At 65.5% G+C, this 16,341-nt stretch carries 14 protein-coding genes and 2 tRNA genes; 6 read left to right on the forward strand and 10 right to left on the reverse strand.

What is annotated here, in order from left to right; translation table 11 throughout:
• Window positions 1-215 precede the first annotated feature (215 nt).
• On the forward strand, window positions 216-1,295 hold the full coding sequence (locus tag LXN00_RS07110; protein ID WP_234506819.1) for a TRAP transporter substrate-binding protein: 1,080 nt from the start codon (window positions 216-218) through the stop codon (window positions 1,293-1,295).
• Between the two features lie 46 nt (window positions 1,296-1,341).
• Here LXN00_RS07110 and LXN00_RS07115 read toward each other — a convergent pair whose 3' ends face one another.
• From LXN00_RS07115 to LXN00_RS07130, 4 genes are all read right to left on the reverse strand, one after another.
• Entirely contained in the window at window positions 1,342-2,835 is a 1,494-nt protein-coding gene (locus LXN00_RS07115; protein WP_234506821.1) for a TRAP transporter large permease, read from the reverse strand.
• Window positions 2,832-3,377: a TRAP transporter small permease subunit gene (locus LXN00_RS07120; protein WP_234506823.1), complete on the reverse strand. Its 546-nt coding sequence runs from the start codon at window positions 3,375-3,377 to the stop codon at window positions 2,832-2,834. The genes LXN00_RS07115 and LXN00_RS07120 overlap by 4 nt, the downstream gene beginning before the upstream one ends.
• Window positions 3,378-3,467: 90 nt before the next feature.
• A complete protein-coding gene (locus tag LXN00_RS07125; protein WP_234506825.1) occupies window positions 3,468-4,676 on the reverse strand; it encodes an MFS transporter in 1,209 nt (402 codons plus the stop codon).
• Between the two features lie 10 nt (window positions 4,677-4,686).
• The gene (locus LXN00_RS07130; protein ID WP_234506827.1) at window positions 4,687-5,520 is read right to left on the reverse strand and encodes a universal stress protein; all 834 of its coding nucleotides are present in this window, start codon (window positions 5,518-5,520) and stop codon (window positions 4,687-4,689) included.
• Window positions 5,521-5,540: 20 nt separating this feature from the next.
• On the opposite strand from LXN00_RS07130, the gene folP reads away from it, so the two are divergent.
• From folP to LXN00_RS07155, 5 genes are all read left to right on the forward strand, one after another.
• Complete coding sequence (folP, locus tag LXN00_RS07135) at window positions 5,541-6,359, forward strand: dihydropteroate synthase (protein WP_234506830.1); 819 nt, start codon at window positions 5,541-5,543, stop codon at window positions 6,357-6,359.
• Window positions 6,360-6,362: 3 nt separating this feature from the next.
• Window positions 6,363-6,749, forward strand: coding sequence for a dihydroneopterin aldolase (gene folB / locus LXN00_RS07140; RefSeq protein WP_234506832.1), 387 nt, complete (start codon window positions 6,363-6,365; stop codon window positions 6,747-6,749).
• A 139-nt stretch (window positions 6,750-6,888) separates the two neighbouring features.
• Window positions 6,889-7,818, forward strand: a complete 930-nt coding sequence (gene sppA, locus LXN00_RS07145; RefSeq protein WP_234506834.1) for a signal peptide peptidase SppA — start codon at window positions 6,889-6,891, stop codon at window positions 7,816-7,818.
• Window positions 7,812-8,219, forward strand: coding sequence for an RDD family protein (locus tag LXN00_RS07150; RefSeq protein WP_234506836.1), 408 nt, complete (start codon window positions 7,812-7,814; stop codon window positions 8,217-8,219). Before sppA ends, LXN00_RS07150 begins: the two co-directional genes overlap by 7 nt.
• A gap of 139 nt (window positions 8,220-8,358) precedes the next feature.
• Window positions 8,359-8,435, forward strand: a tRNA-Arg gene (locus LXN00_RS07155).
• Window positions 8,436-8,472: 37 nt separating this feature from the next.
• Here the strand turns inward: LXN00_RS07155 and LXN00_RS07160 are convergent.
• The 6 genes from LXN00_RS07160 to pckA all read right to left on the reverse strand — a co-directional run bounded on the left by LXN00_RS07160 (window position 8,473) and on the right by pckA (window position 16,307).
• Window positions 8,473-8,548 (reverse strand) — tRNA-Lys (locus tag LXN00_RS07160).
• 24 nt (window positions 8,549-8,572) lie between these two features.
• Window positions 8,573-9,274: a hypothetical protein gene (locus tag LXN00_RS07165; protein WP_234506838.1), complete on the reverse strand. Its 702-nt coding sequence runs from the start codon at window positions 9,272-9,274 to the stop codon at window positions 8,573-8,575.
• Window positions 9,275-9,332: 58 nt separating this feature from the next.
• A complete protein-coding gene (gene ctaD / locus LXN00_RS07170; RefSeq protein WP_234506841.1) occupies window positions 9,333-11,708 on the reverse strand; it encodes a cytochrome c oxidase subunit I in 2,376 nt (791 codons plus the stop codon).
• 12 nt (window positions 11,709-11,720) lie between these two features.
• Window positions 11,721-12,734, reverse strand: a complete 1,014-nt coding sequence (gene coxB, locus LXN00_RS07175) for a cytochrome c oxidase subunit II (RefSeq protein ID WP_234506843.1) — start codon at window positions 12,732-12,734, stop codon at window positions 11,721-11,723.
• A gap of 11 nt (window positions 12,735-12,745) precedes the next feature.
• Window positions 12,746-14,566, reverse strand: coding sequence for a heme o synthase (locus LXN00_RS07180; RefSeq protein ID WP_234506844.1), 1,821 nt, complete (start codon window positions 14,564-14,566; stop codon window positions 12,746-12,748).
• A 151-nt stretch (window positions 14,567-14,717) separates the two neighbouring features.
• Window positions 14,718-16,307, reverse strand: a complete 1,590-nt coding sequence (gene pckA, locus LXN00_RS07185; protein WP_234506846.1) for a phosphoenolpyruvate carboxykinase (ATP) — start codon at window positions 16,305-16,307, stop codon at window positions 14,718-14,720.
• Window positions 16,308-16,341: the final 34 nt, after the last annotated feature.

Genomic DNA, 16,341 nt, shown 5'->3' on the forward strand with positions numbered 1-16,341 from the left:
CCCACAACCTCATCCGGAGTCGGGTTCTCCTGAAGATGGCGGGGGTGGAGCTTTGAGGTAGCAAACGAAGGAATATGCAAACCCAGATCCGGAAGCCAAACGCCCAGGGGTATACTCCCAGGAGGGAGGCTTAGAGGAGAAGCCGGTTACGAATGGTCTTGCGCTACTGGCCCCCTGGTAGGGTATAATCCCCCCGGACCGCGAAGGAGGTCAAAATGAAACGGCGTGATTTCTTGAAGAAGGCGGGTATCGGCGTAGCGGCCAGCGCAGCGTTCGGTACGGTCTATGCCCAGGCGCAGCCCCAGGTGCGCTGGCGCCTGGCCTCCAGCTTCCCCAAGAGCCTGGACACCATCTACGGGGCGGCGGAGGTCTTGGCGGAAAGGGTTTCCGCCCTCACGGGAGGCCGCTTCCAGATCCGGGCCTACCAGGCGGGGGAGATCGTACCCGGGCTTCAGGTGATGGACGCCGTGCAGCAGGGCACGGTGGAGGTGGGGCACACCGCCAGCTACTACTTCGTGGGGAAGGCTTCGGTCCTGGCCTTTGACACCTCGGTGCCCTTCGGCCTCACCGCCAGGCAGCAGAACGCCTGGATGTACCACGGGGGTGGCATTGAGCTCTTCCGCCCCATCTTCGCTGACTTCGGCATCATCCAGTTCCCGGGCGGCAACACCGGGGTGCAGATGGGGGGCTGGTTCCGCAAAGAGATTAGGGGCCTGGCGGACCTCAAGGGCCTCAAGATGCGCATCCCCGGGCCTGGGGGCCAGGTGATGAGCCGCTTGGGCGTGGTACCCCAGGTCCTGGCGGGCGGGGACATCTACCCAGCCCTGGAGCGGGGCGTGGTGGACGCCGCCGAGTGGGTGGGCCCCTACGATGACGAGAAGCTCGGCTTCTACAAAGTAGCCCGCTACTACTACTACCCCGGATGGCACGAGCCCGGGCCCATGCTCTCCTTCTACGTGAACCTCCGGGAATGGCAACGCTTGCCCAAGGAGTACCAGCAGGCCTTTGAGGTGGCGGCAGCGGAGGCCAACCAGTGGATGATGGCCAAGTACGACCGGGTGAACGCCCCCGCCCTGCAACGCCTCATCAAGGCCGGGGTGCGCCTCAGGAAGTGGCCCGCCGAGGTCATGCGGGCAGCGCAGAAAGCGGCCTTTGACTGGTACGAGGAGGAGGCGGCCAAGGACGCCACCTACCGCAAGGTCTACACCGCCTGGAAGGCCTTCCGGGAGGAGCAGTACCGCTGGTTCGGGGTGGCGGAGCTCGGCTACGAGCAGTTCGCCTTCCCCGCTTCCTAAGGGGGAAAACCTATACCCCCCCGGGCTTTCCCGGGGGGGGTTTCTTTTAGTAGCCCCGGACGAAAGCGAGGATGGGCTCCCGCAGGAGATAGGTGAGGAGGAGGACCAGAAGCTGGAGCCCAATGAAGGGGATGCCCCCCAGGTAGATGTCCGCCGTCTTCACCTCCTTGGGGGCCACGTTCCTGAGGTAGAAGAGGGCGAAGCCGAAAGGGGGAGTGAGGAAGGAGGTCTGGAGGTTCACCCCCACCAGTAGACCAAACCAGAGCTTGTCAATCCCCAAGGCGTCGGCCCCGATGGCGAGGAGGGGCAGGGCGATGAAGGCGATCTCAAAGAAGTCAATGAAGAAGCCCAGGAGGAAGACGAGGACCATGACGAAGAGGATGAAGCCCACCTCGCCCCCCGGAAGCCCCGTGAGGAAGCCTTCCACCCAGAGGTCCCCGTCCACGCCCCGGAAGACCAGGCTGAAGAGGGTGGAGCCGATCAGGATGAAGATGACGAAGGCGGTGAGGCGGGCCGTACCCTCCATGGCCCCGTAGAGCACGGGGAAGGAAAGCCGGCGGTTTAGGGCGGCGAGGAGCAAGGCCCCCACCACGCCCATGGCCCCGGCCTCCGTGGGGGTGGCGAGGCCGATGAGCACCGTGCCCAGGACCAGGAAGATGAGGACCAAGGGGGGCACCATGGAGAGGAGGGCCCTCCGGAGGAGGGGGTTTTTCCGGATCCAGGGGAGGAGGAAAAGGGTCCAAAGGCCCAGGCCCAGTAGGACCTCCAGGCCCTCGAGCCAGCCGGGAAGGTGCAGAAACTCCCCCACCCGCCAGGCCCCCACCCCCACCAGGAGGTAGGAGAGGAGGGCGAAGGCCGCCTGCCCCTCCTTGCCGGCGTCGGGACGGGCTTCGGGCGGGAGGGCAGGAGCCCACTGGGGCCGGAAGAGGGCCACGTAGATGACGTAGAGGAAGTAAAGGGCCACGGTGAGCCCCGCCGGGATCAGGGCCGCCCGGTACATGTCCCCCACGCTCACCCCCAGTTGGTCCGCCAGGACGATGAGGACCACGCTTGGGGGGATGATCTGGGCCAAGGTGGCGGAGCCCAGGATGACCCCGCTGGCCAGGCGGGGGTTGTAGCCGTACTTGAGCATCACGGGCAAGGAGATGAGGCCCATGGCCATGACGCTCGCCGCCACCACCCCCGTGGTGGCGGCGAGGATGGCCCCCACGAAGACCACGCTCAGGGCGAGGCCTCCCCTTAGGGGCCCAAAGAGCTTGCCCATGGTGTCCAGGAGGTCCTCCGCCAGCCCGCTTCTTTCCAGGATGATGCCCATGAAGGTGAAGAAGGGGATGGCTAGGAGGAGCTGGTTGGACATGATGCCGAAGATGCGGTCGGGCATGGCCCGAAGCAGGGGCGCCGGGAAGAGGTCCAGGGCGATGCCCAAAAAGCCGAAGACGATGCCCACCGCCCCCAAGGAGAAGGCCACGGGATAGCCAGAAAGCAGGAAGACTACGAGGGCGAGGAACATCAGGGGGGGCATGAGGGTTTCTAGGCTCATTCCTGTACCTCCTTCTCCTCCTCGTCCCAAGGGGTGGCGCGGTACCCGGTGAGGAAGGCGATGCGTTTGATGAGTTCCGAGATGCCCTGGAGGAGCAAAAGGGCGAAGCCGAGGAGGACGGCCAGCTTGATGGGCCAGCGGGGCAAGCCCCCCACGTCCGGGGACACCTCCCGGATGGCCAGGGAGCTCATGGCCCAGGGCCAGGCCAGGTAGAGCACCCCAAGGGCCATGGGGAGGAGGAAAAGCACCGTGCCCACCACGTCAATCCAGGCTTGGGTGCGGCGGCTAAGGCGGCCAAAGAGGAGGTCTATCCGCACGTGGGCGTTGTGCTTAAGGGCATAGGCTCCCCCCAGGAGGAAGATGAGGCTGAACATATACCACTGGGCCTCGAGGTAGGCGTTGGAGCTGTAGTTGAAGCCGTAGCGCAGGATGGCGTTGCCGGCGGAGAGGAGGGCCACCAGGAGGACGAGCCAGACCACAAGCCGTCCCACCCCTTCCGTAAGGGCGTCTATGGTGCGGGATAAACCCAAGAAAAAGCGCATATTCTTACCCCCCAAGAAAACCGGCCCCATCCTACCGGGGAGGGAAGTGGGTGTCAATGCGTCCTGAAGGCAACTTTTCCAAACTTTTCCCTACCGGGCCCGGCGGATGGGGGCCACCAGGAAGGCTCCCATAAGGAAGAACCCCCCGGCCAGGAGGAAAAGGACCAGGTAGCCGAGGCCCTCTTCCCGGGCGTTCAGGAGGTCTATGGGCCGGCCGAAAGCGCCGGCCAACACCTGGGGCACCACGATGGAGGTCTGCCAGAGGCCCATGTCCGTGGCGTGGGCCTTGGGGTCTTGGAGTACATCCGCCACCAAGGCCCAGTCCACCGCCAGGTAGATCCCGTAGAAGAGCCCGAAGAGGAGGGAAAGGGCGAGGAGGAGGTCGTAACGGGGAAAGAGGAGGATAAAGGGCATCATGGCCCCAAGCCCCGCCCCCGAGAGGTAGATGAGCCGCTTGCGCCCAAGCCGGTCCGAGGCCCGGCCGGCGGGGACGCTGGCAAGCCCGGCTCCCAAGGAGATGAGGAGGCCTAGCAGGGCTACTGCCTGGAAGGGTTCTTCCGTGAGGGTGCGGCCCAGGGCCTGGAAGGTCCGCACCACGTCGGCCAGGTAGTACTGGAGGTAGGTCTGGGCCAGGTAGAAGCCCAGCATCACCAAAAAGCGGGTGAGGTAGACGAGGAGGAAGTCCCTATCCCGCCAGGGGGCGGCCATGGCCTCGAGGAAGGGGCGCCGGGAGCGGTGGGGCAGGGCCTCGGGGACCAGGGGAAGGCTAAGCCCCGCCCCCAAGAGGTTGAGGAGGGCGGCTACATAGGCCTGGGGCGCAAGGGGAAGGAGGAAGCCCATAGCGCCCCCCAGGACCTGGCCCAATACCTGGAGCGCCCCCATGTAGCCCGAGGCCTGGCCCCGCTCCCCTTTGGCCACCAGGTCGGGGATGAGGGCGCTATAGGGCCCCGTGGCCAGGTCGTCCGCCACCTGGAGGAGGAGGTAGGAAAGAAGGAGCACCCCGTAGCTAGGGGCGTGGACGAGGAGCACCAGGGCCAAGGCGGTGAGGAGGCTACCCCAAAGGAGAAAGGGCCGCCTTTTCCCCAGGCGGTCCGAGAGGTAGCCCATGAGGGGCGGGCCCAGGATGGCCATCACCGCCCCTAAGGCGAAGAGGAAGCCCAGGCGGCTCGCCTTCTCCTCGGGAGGGGAGAGCTCCGCCACCTTGGCGGGAAGGAGGACCAAGAGGACCAGGAACCACTTGAAGCTGGTGGCGAACCAGTAAGCGGAGAGGCGGAGGAACCACCCAGGCCCGTGGCGCATGGGCTTTACCTTACCAGACCGTGGCCTCGGGCACCACCAAAAGGGGCAGGGGGCTTTGGGTGGAAAGCGCCTCTACCATGCGCCCAAGGCGGTGGCGCCAGGTGCTTTTGGCCTTGGAGCCCAGGACCAAGAGGTCGGCTTGCCGGGCCTGGGCCAGGCGCACCAGGTCCAGCTCGTCCTCTCCCGGGGAAACCTCCACCACCCCCGTGGCCTTGAGGAGGCCTCCCAGGAAGGCTTTGGCCCGCTCCAACACCTCCGCCAGGGAAAGCCTTTCCGGGTCCAGGTAGGTGGGGAAGCAACACCCCCCCTTGCCGCTCACCAGGTGGAGGGCGAAGACCTCGGCCCCCAAGGCCTTGCCCCAGGCCTCCGCCACCCGGAAGGCGGCGAGGGCCGCTGGGCTTTCGTCCAGGCCCACGGCGATGCGCCGGATATGGGTCAGGGCCTTGGGCAGGAGGAGGACGGGCACCTCCCCCCGGTGGAGGAGGTAGCGGGCCAGGCCGCCCCGGGCCAGGGCCTCGAGGGTCCCCGTAGCCCGTTGCCCCAGGAGGACCAGGCGGCTTTTTTGCGCCTCCCCCGCCACCACCTGGGCGGGAAAGCCCCGGAGGACCGTGGCCCTTATCCCCGTGGCCGAAAGGGCCTCCCGCACCTTGGCCTCCGCCTGCTCCAGGGCGGCCGCCAAGGCCTCCTTTAGCTCGGGGAAGCGTTGGGCCAGGGCGTCAAAGTAAGGGGTGGGCACCACGTGCAAAAGCTCGGCCTCCACCCCAAGCCCCCTTTCCAGGTGGCGGGCCGTGGCCACCAGGGCCTCGAGGGCCTCTCCCAGGTCCACCGCCGCCAGGAGCCGCATGCGTTCACTATAATCCAAACGTGCTTAGGCTTCGGGACCGCGCCCTTCCCTTGGACCGCCCCCTCCTCATGGGCATCCTCAACCTGACCCCCGACTCCTTCTCCGATGGGGGGCGCTACCTGGACCCGGAAAAGGCCTTGGCGCGGGCCAAGGCCATGGTGGCGGAGGGGGCGGACATCCTGGACCTGGGGGCCGAGTCCACCCGGCCCGGGGCGGACCCCGTGCCCGTGGAGGAGGAGAAAAGGAGGCTTCTCCCGGTGCTGGAGGCGGTCTTGACCTTGGGGGTGCCGGTGAGCGTGGACACCCGCAAGCCCGAGGTGGCGGAGGAGGCCCTAAAGCTTGGCGCCCACCTCCTGAACGACGTGACGGGCCTTCGGGACGAGCGCATGGTGGCCCTGGCTGCCCGGTTCGGGGTGCCCGCCGTCATCATGCACATGCCCATGCCCGACCCCAAGACCATGATGGCCCACGCCCGCTACGGGGACGTGGTGCGGGAGGTGCGGGACTTCCTCAAGGCCCAGGCGGAAAGGGCCCTACGCGCTGGGGTGCCCCAGGTGGTCCTGGACCCAGGGTTTGGCTTCGGGAAACTTTTGGAGCACAACCTCGCCCTCCTAAAGCGCCTGGAGGAGATCGTGGCCCTGGGGCACCCGGTGCTGGTGGGGCTATCCCGCAAGCGCACCATCGGGGAACTCACGGGGGTGGAGGTGCCCGATAGGCGCCTAGTGGGCTCTGTGGCTGCCCACCTCTTCGCCGTCCTGAAGGGGGCGAGGATCCTCCGGGTGCACGATGTGGCCGCCCACCGGGAGGCCCTTGCCGTGTGGCATGCCCTTTTGGGGTGAGGCGTGGGGACCATTGCGCTTTTGGGGTTGGAGTTTTATGGCCGCCACGGGGTTATGCCCGAGGAGGGGCGGCTTGGGGCCCGGTTTGTGGTGGACCTCTGGCTTACCGTGGCCTTTGAGGGCAAGGGGGACCGGCTGGAGGAGACGGTGGACTACGCCGCCGTCTACGCCTTGGTGGAGGAGGCGGTGCGCCACCGCCGCTTCTACCTCATTGAGGCCCTGGCGGACCACCTGGCGGAGGCCCTTCTGGCGGCCTTTCCCCGCCTTCAGGGAGTGCGGGTGCGGGTGCACAAGCCCCACGCCCCCATCCCGGGCGTTTTCCGTGACGTGTACGCTGAGGTGACCAAAAGCCGGGGGATGATGCCGATAGGCGAAACCTCGGAACCGTAGACCTTCTGGTGCTTTTGCAAGCTTCCGCCCTTCCCCTTTAGACCCGCCCCTTCGTGGGTCCAGCCATCCCGGGCTAGCCGGGCTTTGCCCCCAAGCCACACCGGTTGTCTTCTGGAACACCGGGTGTTTTACTGGGGACATGAACCGAAAACGTTGGCTAGCCCTTTTTCTCTTTCTTTTGGTCCTAGCCCTCGTGGCGGTAGGCCTAGGACGCCTTACCGCCTCCCGGGAAAACCGGGCCTGGCGGGAAGCCCCCCTTTACGGCGCAGGGGAAAAGGTCCTCCTCCTGGAGCTAAAGGGGAGCATCCCCACAGGCAAAGCCTTGGAGGACTTTCTCTCCCAAGCGCGCCAAGCCCGGGAGGACGAAACCGTCCGGGCCGTGGTCCTCCGGGTGGACAGCCCTGGGGGCGGGGTCACGGAAACCGAAGCCATCCACCGAGCCCTGAAGGCCGTGGCAGAGGCCAAGCCCCTCGTGGCTGCTTTCGGCAGCGTGGCAGCAAGCGGCGGCTACTACGCCGCCACCGCCGCCCAGGAAATCTTCACCCCACCGACGGCCCTCACGGGTTCCATCGGGGTCATCTCCGTCATTCCCGAGGTGAGCGGCCTTCTGGAAAAGCTGGGCCTCAGGGTGGAAGTCCTGAAGGAGGGCGCCCTCAAGGACATGGCCTCCGGACTCAAGCCCCTGACCCCGGAGGAGAAAGCGGTGCTAAAGGCCTACATGCGGGAAGCCTACGAGCTCTTCCTCAAGCGGGTGGCCGAGGGAAGAAACCTTCCCCTGGAAAGGGTGCGGGCACTGGCGGATGGCCGCATCTACTCGGGCAAGCAAGCGGTGGCCCTGGGCCTTGCAGACCGGGAAGGCTACCTGGAGGACGCCGCCAAAAGGGCGGCGGAGCTCGCTGGCCTCAGCGCCTTCCAGCTCGTGCGGTATGAGAAGCCCAAGGGCCTCCTCCAGGAGCTCGTTGGCGAGGATAACCCCCTTGGCCTGAGCGAGGCGGAAGCGCTCCTTGGCCTCCTCTCGCAGAGCCGCTTCCGCCTGGAATACCGTTATCTGGGAGGTGGGCTATGGTAGTGGCAAGCCCCTGGCGGCGGCTCGTGGCTTCTTTGCTGGACAGCCTGATCCTCGTGCCCCTCTCCCTCCTCCTCATGGCCCTAGCAGGGGTAAACCCCTTGGGCCCCACCACCTTAGCCCAGGACCTCCTCTTTCAGTGGCTTCCCGGCTGGGCCTACTACGTGGCCTTCACCGCCCTTTATGGGGCCACCCCCGGAAAAATGCTCCTGGGGATAAAGGTGGTGCGGCTGGACGGCAAACCGGTGGACTGGCTCACAGCCTTCATGCGGGAGGTGGTGGGCAAGACCCTTTCCACCCTGCCCCTTCTACTCGGCTACTTCTGGGCCTTCTTCCATCCCAAACGCCAAGCGTGGCACGACCTCATCGCCGATACCTTGGTGGTATATGGGAAAAACCCATAGGCGCCCTTTCAGGGCCTACCCGAGGGATGCCTGCCTTCCAACTCCCCTATCCCGGAAAGCGGGCTCGGGCAGGAAGGACCTAGAGAAACCGCACCAATTGACAGCAAGAACCCCTTCGTGCTACCTTTAGGTTCGGCTTGGGCCCGTAGCTCAGTTGGATAGAGCGGCTGACTACGGATCAGCAGGTCAGGGGTTCGAATCCTCTCGGGCCCGCCAAGAAACCCCCGGGTGCTCCCCGGGGGTTTTCTTTGGGTGGTGGGCCGTGCAGGATTCGAACCTGCGACCTACCGATTAAAAGTCGGTTGCTCTGCCAGCTGAGCTAACGGCCCCCAAGCCCTAGCGATTATAGCCCTCTAGCGAGGCTTGCGCAAGGCGTCCATGATCCAAAGGCCAAGCCCCTCCTCCCGCACCCTGGCCTTTAGGGCTTCCACCCGTAACTCCCTGGGCTTCACGGGTTCTAGCGCCTCCTTGGGCAAGGGGGCCGCCTCCAAAAAGGCGAAAAAGGCGGGGTCCACCCACGGGGGCACCCAGGCCCCGCTGCGGCAGAGGAAGGCGCGGTGGAAAACCCCCTCCACCTTTCCCCCCGGGTCCAGAAGCCGCACCACGGGCACCTGGGGCTCGGGCTCCAAGGAGGGGTCCCGCCAGGGGGGGTAGTAAAGGGTAAGCCTCGCCCCTTGGCGGGCATAGAAAACCATCCAGTCGTCGCAGGCGGGCTCTTCCCCCAAAGGGCGGTATCCGGCATCGTGGTGGGCGTCAAAGAGCACCACCTCCTCCACCCCCTCCCGCACCCTAGGGTGGAAAGCCAGGGCGTTGGAGTCAGCGTAGAAAAGCCGGGCCCCCGGGGCAAAGCAAAAGCGCTCCCAAAACCCCTCCCATCCCTGGGCCTCGGGCAAGGGTAGGCCCCGGAGCAAGAAGGCTAAAGCCCGGGCCTCCCAAGCCTCCTGAAGGTAGTAAGGGGTTTCAAAATGGGCCCAGGCGTAGAGGTGAGCCTCGGGCTGGCGGGAGTCCTGGGGCACGGGGAAAAAGTAGTCAAAGTCCACCACCAAAAGCCGCATCTCTCCCTTAAATAGCAAAATCCCCCGCCAAGGGCGGGGGAAAAGGGGGTTGGTGGCCTTACCAGACGTAGAACAAGACGACGATGAAAAGCCACACGGCGTCCACCAGGTGCCAGTACATGCTGGCGGCCTCGAGGGTGCCGTGGTTATGGAGGGTGATCTTGCCCCGCAGGGCCTGGAGGTAGGCCAGAACCAGACCAAAGCCACCGATCACCACGTGCAGGCCGTGGAGGCCCACGATGGTGAAGAAGGCCCCGGTCCAGAGGTTCTCCTGCCAGGAGGAGTGGTGGTAGAACTGGTAAAACTCATACGCCTGGAAGAGGAAGAAGAGGACGCCCAGGATAATGGTGATGAGAAGCCCAAAGCGGAAGGGGTTGAACCGGCCCCTACGGAGATCGTGGTGGGCGAAGTGCACCGTGAAGGAGGAGCTCACCAGGAAGAAGGTGTTGAGAAGGGCGAGCCAAAGGGCGGGCCGCTCCTCAGGAGGCGTGGCCGCCCCGGAAAGCCTTAGGTAGAGGTAGCCGGCGATGAGGATGGCGAAGAGGCCCACCTCCGAAACGATGAACCAGGCCATCCCCATCCAGGCGTTGGACTTGCCGGAAAGGGTGTGGTGCTCCACCGGGTGGCTGTACTCGTCCTCCAAGGCCCAGCGCACGAGGCCGTAGGCGAAGAGGGCCAGGAAGACCCACATCCAGACGTTGGGCACGGGCAGGGCCGCCACGGAAACGAAGAAGGCGAAGAGGGTGGCGGCGGCGTAGAAGGGCCAGAAGGAGCTGTTGGGCAGGTGGATGTGGCTCGGGTCCTCGGGCTTCAGCTCCACCCCCTTCTTGGCCCAGTCATAAAGGGGCCGCTCGGAGGGGAACTCCTTGGGAAGCACCACGTCAAAGTTGTGGGCCTTGGGCGGGGAGGCGGTGAGCCACTCCAGGGTGTAGCCGCCCCAGGGGTTCTCCGGGGCTTTCTCGCCGGAGCGGAGGCTCTTCCACATGGCGTAGATCCAGACAAGCCCGCCCAAGCCCAGGATGAAGGCGCCCACGGTGGAGATGAAGTTGAGCTCGGGCCAGCCGGCGATGTCGGCGTTGTAGGTGTAGTAGCGCCGGGGCATGCCCAAAAAGCCCAGGGCGTACTGGGGCAGGAAGACCACCAGGTAGCCCACGAGGAAGAGCCAGAAGTGGAGCTTGCCCAGGCGCTCGTCGTACATGCGGCCCGTCATCTTGGGCCACCAGTAGTAAAGCCCGGCGAAGGCCCCAAAACCCGAGCCCGCCATGAGCACGTTGTGGAAGTGGGCCACCACGAAGTAGGAGTCGTGGAACTGGTAGTCCAGGGGGGTCATGGAGAGCATGACCCCGGTAATCCCCCCCAGAAGGAAGTTGAAGATGAAGCCCAAAACCCAAAGGAGCGGGGTCTTCATCTGCAGGTGCCCGCCCCACAGGGTGCCGATGAGGTTAAAGAGCTTCACCCCCGTGGGCACGGCGATGAGGGCGGTGAAGAAGGCGAAGGCAATCTGGAAGACAGTGGACTCCCCCACGGTGAACATGTGGTGGGCCCAGACCATGGTGCCCAGGACCACGATGCCCATCTGGGCCCAGACCATCTGCTTGTAGCCAAAAAGGGGCTTGCGGGCGAAGGTGGAGGCCACCTCGGCCAGGATGCCGAGGTAGGGGAGGAGCATCACGTAGACCGTGGGGTGGGAGTAGAACCAGAAGAACTGCTGGAAGAGAACGGGGTCACCCCCGATGTCCGGGTTAAACCAGGAAAGGCCGATCTTGCGGTCCAAAAGGACCAGAAGGGTGGCCGAGGTGAGCCCCGCCAGGCTGAAGAGGTTGAGGACGCTGGCGGCGAAGACGCTCCACACGTACATGGGCATCTTCCACATGCTCATCCCCTGGGCCCTGAGGTTGTAGATGGTGGCGATGAAGTTGGCGTTGCCCAGGAGGCTGGAGAAGCCCAGGAGGAGGATGGCCGCCATGTAGAAATCCACCCCACTCCCCGACTGCACGGAGAAGGGGTAGTAGAAGGTCCAGCCCACCGCCGGGGCCCCGCCGGGGAAGAAGAAGCTCATGAGGGCGAGGATAATGGCCCCCAGGAAGGCCCAGTAACTGAAGGCGTTCACCCGGGGCAGGGCCACGTCCCGCGCCCCCAGCATCAGGGGCACCACAAAGTTGCCGAAGCCGGTGAGCCCGGCCTGGATGATGAAGAAGAAGAGCATGGTGGCCCCGTGCAGGGTGAGGACCTGGTTGTACTGCTCCCCGGTAAGGAGGGTGTTGTTGGGCACCGCCAGCTGCGCCCGGATGAGGAGGGAGAAGACCCCCGCCAGGGCGAAGGCGAAGAAGGCGGTGGCGGTGTACATCAGGCCGATCTTCTTGTGGTCCACGGTGGTGAGCAGGTCCCAAAGAACCGCCCACACGCTGGTCTTGGGCTTTGCGGTAATGGCCATCCTCAAACCTCCCTAGAACTTGGGCAGGGCCTTGAAGTCAAAGCCCTCCACCTTAAGCCCCTCCAGGTAGCGCACCAAGGCGTCCAAGTCCTCCTCGGAAAGCTGGGGGAAGCCCGGCATCTTGACCCCAGGCTTCATGGCGGCGGGGTCCTTGATCCATGCCTTGAGGTGCTCAGGGGTATTGTCCACGATACCCGCCCCCAGGCTCACCCGGTTCCCCACGAAAGCGAGTTCGGGACCGATGACCGCCGGGGGCATCTTCCCCTGCACCCCATGGCAGGCCATGCAGTTTTGCTGGAACACCTCCTGCCCACGGGCGTCGGCCACGGGGGGGGTGTAGTTCTTGGCCGCCTCCACGAAGCGCTCAAACTCCTCCTTGGGCACCACCAAGACCCGGAAGAGCATGCGGGCGTGGCTTGGCCCACAGAGCTCGGCGCAGAAGCCGTAATAGTTGCCCGGCTTCTCCGCTACAAAACGTATCCGAGTCTTTTGTCCCGGAATGGCGTCTTGCTTGCCCACAAGGCCCGGCACCCAGAAGGAGTGGATCACGTCCTTGGAGGTCACCTCCAGCTCCACCGGCACCCCCACGGGCAGGATGAGCTCGTTGGAGTTGCGGAAGCCAAGCTCCGCATAGTTAAAGTCCCACCAGAACTGGTACCCCGTGACCTCCACCTTCATGGCCCCCGGGATGGGTTGGTTCACCTGGATGAGGGCCCGGGCCGTGAGGCCAAAGAGGACCAGGATGATGGCCAGGGGGATCAGGGTCCAGATGACCTCGAGGCGGTCGTTCCCGTGGATCTGGGGCGGCTCGCCCTGCTGGCCCGGGTGGGCGCGGAACTTCCAGGTGATGTAGGCCAAGGCGCCCGCCACCACGCCGAAGATGAGCACGGAGAAGACCAGGACCCAGACCAGGAGGTGGTTGGTTTCCCGGTTCACCGGGGAAAAGGGGTGGGTGATGGCCACCCGGTGGGCCTCCTGGGCTAGGACTAAACCGAAAAGACTTAGGGCCGCAAACGCTCGCTTCATCCACTCCCTCCCTAAAGCACCCGGTCCACCGCCATGGCCACGAACAAGAGGGCCAGGTAGAGCATGGAGTATTTATACAGCGAAACCGCCGTCCTCCGCTCGGGCTGGCGGTAGAGGGCAAGGGCCTTGAGCAACAAGAGGGCGTTCAGGGCCAGGCTGAGGAGGAGGTAGACCAGGCCCAACTCGCCCAAAAGAAGGGGCATGAGGGAGATCAAGGCGGTGAGGAGGGCGTAAAGGGCGATCTGCATCACCGTGACCCGCTCCCCCAGGACCACGGGCAGCATGGGCACCCCCACCGCCCGGTAGTCGTCCTGGATCATGAGGGCCAAGGCCCAGAAGTGCACGGGGGTCCAGAAGAAGATGAGGGCGAAGAGGTACCAGGCGAAGAGGTTCAGCTCCCCCGTCACCGCCGCCCAGCCCACCAAGGGCGGGAAGGCCCCCGCCGCCCCGCCGATGACGATGTTCTGCCAGGTGCGCCGCTTGAGGTAAAGGGTGTAGACCAGAACGTACCAGATGAGGCCCATAAGGGCCAGGGTGGCGGTGAGGAGGTTGGCGGACCACCAAAGGAGGCCAAAGCCCAAGAGGGCGAGGGCGAAGGCGAAAAGGAGGGCATCACGGCTGGAGATTTTCTGGGTCACCGTGGGCCTTTTGGCGGTACGCTTCATGCGGGCGTCAATGTCCCGGTCCACCACCATGTTGATGGCGTTGGCCGCTCCCGCCATTAGGTAGCCGCCCAGGGCCACCGCCAGGAAAAGCCCGGTCCCCGGCCACCCCTTGGCGGCGATGAGCATGGCGAGGAGGGTGGTGAGGAGGAGAAGGCTGATGACCCTGGGCTTGGTGAGGGCCAAGTAGTCCTTCCAGGTGGCCCCCCCGGTGCCCCGGTGGACCTGGGCCCCCTGGCCCTCCCCTAGCTCCACCCGCCTCGTCCCTTGGGCCAGGCTCGAGGCCATGAGGAGGACAAAGAGAAGCCACACGGCGTAGGCCAGGAAGAGGTGGAGGATCTGCATCCACACGGGGGCCTTGAGCCAGACGTTCACCAAGCCCGCCAAAAGCTGGACCCCGTAGAGGTAGGCCAGGCCCTGGGCCAGGCGCCTCGTGGCCTCCGAGGGGCGGAGGTGGGCCACGAGGAAGCCGGCGAAGACCACGTAAAGCCCCACGCTCACGGCGATGAGGGGGTGGAGCACCCTAAGGCGCACCAGGAAGTGCTCCCCCGGGGTTAAGGAGCGTTCCAGGGCCTCCAGGGTGTTCCGCACGGGGAAAAGGAGGTCCCCCAGGGCGGTGACCGCCCCGCTCATGCCCAGGAAAAGGAGGGCGAGTAGCCCAAGAAGGAGGGCCCACCCCACCGCCCCTTGGCCCCTCAGGCGCAAAGGGGCACCTCCCGAGGCCCACCAGGCGGTGAGGGCCAGGGCGGCCAGGAGGAAGTAGGTGTTGGCCAGGTGGACCATCTGCACCACGGCCCGCTCGGCGCTCACGTTGTGGGCGGTCCAGCCGAAGAGGACCAGGGAGGCCCCCACGAGGCTTTCCGTGACCATGAAGAGGAAGGAAAGCCCAGCGCCAAACCGGGCGGGATGCCCCTTGGGCAAGGCGCGCAGGGCCAGGACGAGGAGGAAGAGGACAGATAGGAAGGCCAAGCCCGAGGTGGCCCGGTGGGTGAACTCAATGAGGGTTTCCACCTGGGGGCTTCGGGGGATGATCTCCCCGTTGCAGGTGGGCCAGTGGGCCCCACACCCCGCCCCCGAGCCCGTGGCCCGCACGTAGGCCCCCCAAAGGGCCACCAGGACGTTCCAAAGGAGTATTCCCCAGGCGTAGCGGCTAAACCAGGTCTGGCTCATAGGAAACCCGTCCCCCAGACGGTAGCGCCTACCATTCTGCCAAAAGGTTTCCGCCGGGGGTGAAGTACATTTGTCCCTACCATTTCCGCCACCTAGGAGCCTAATACCCCCAGGCCCTATTTGGCAAGGGCCTGGGGAATAGGCCTAACCCTTAACCCACCCGGGGACCGGCCCGGCGCACGGCCTCGTCCACCCCATCCGCATACTTTAGGAAGTTCTCCTGGAAGAGGGCGGCGAGCTTATGGGCCTGCCGGTCGTAGGCCTCCTTGTCCTCCCAGGTCCCCCGGGGGTCCAGAAGCTCCTTGGGCACCCCGGGCACCTCCAGGGGCACCTCAAAGCCAAAGATGGGGTCCTGGCGGTAGGGGACGCCCTCGAGGACCCCGTTAAGCGCCGCCCGCAAGAGGGCCCGGGTCACGGGCAAGGGGAAGCGCCGCCCCACCCCGTAAGGCCCCCCGGTCCAGCCCGTGTTCACCAGGTAGACCCGAGGCCCGTGGCGGGCGATCTTCTCCCCCAGCATGCGGGCGTAGACCCCGGGGTGCAGGGGAAGGAAGGGCGCCCCGAAGCAGGCGGAAAAGGTGGCCCTGGGCTCGGTGATGCCTCGCTCCGTGCCCGCCACCCGGGCGGTGTAGCCGGAGAGGAAGTAGTACATGGCCTGCTCCGGGGTGAGGCGGGCGATGGGGGGAAGGACGCCGTAGGCGTCGGCGGAAAGGAAGAAGATGGCCTTGGGGTGGCCCGCCACCCCGGACTCCACCACGTTCTCCAGGTGGGCGATGGGGTAGGAGGAGCGGGTGTTTTCCGTCTTGGAGTCGTCGTCCCACTCCACCCGGCGGGTTTCCGGGTTCACCACCACGTTTTCCAGGATGGCCTCAAACTGATTGGAGGCCTTATAGATGAGGGGCTCGTGCTCCGGGGAAAGGCGGATGACCTTGGCGTAGCACCCCCCCTCAAAGTTGAAGACCCCCTCCTCGCTCCAGCCGTGCTCGTCGTCCCCGATGAGGGGCCTTTCGGGGTCGGTGGAAAGGGTGGTCTTGCCCGTGCCGGAGAGCCCGAAGAAGACCGCCACGTCCCCCTCCCGCCCCACGTTGGCCGAGGCGTGCATGGGGAAGACCCCTTGCTTGGGCATCAGGTAGTTCATCACCGTGAAAATGCTCTTTTTAATCTCCCCGGCGTACTTGGTGCCCACGATGAGGACGAGGCGCCGCCCAAAACTGATGCCCACGAAGACCTCGCTCCGGGTGCCGTCCCGCTCGGGGTCGGCCAGGAAGTGGGGGGCGTGGACCACGGTGAAGCCAGGCTGGAAGCGTTCCGCCTCGTCGTCCTCGGGGAAGTGCCGGGGGGAGAGGAACATGTTGCGGGCGAAAAGGGCGTGCCAGGGGCTTTCCGTCACCACCCGGACCCCCAGGCGGTAGCGCTTGTCCGCCCCGGCGTAAAGGTCCTGGACATAGAGGTCCCTTTCGGAAAGGTACTGGGCCACCCGCTCCAAAAGGGCCTGGAAGGCCTCCGGGGCAAAGGGTTGGTTCACCTCCCCCCACCAGACCTCCCCCTCCACCTCCGGCTCCCGCACCACGAACTTGTCCTTGGGGCTTCTCCCCGTGTAAGGAGTGGTGTCCACCACCAAGGGGCCCTTATGGGCCAAAAACCCCTCGCCTCGGCGCAGGGTGTGCTCCACCAGCACCGGGGAAACGGTGTTCCAAAAGACCTGTTTCTTGGGTTGGATGCCGATATAGCTCAGGCGGTCCATACGGGCCTCCTCCAGGCCAGGGTATCACAAGGCA

This window comes from Thermus brockianus (assembly GCF_021462505.1).
Lineage (GTDB): Bacteria > Deinococcota > Deinococci > Deinococcales > Thermaceae > Thermus > Thermus hydrothermalis.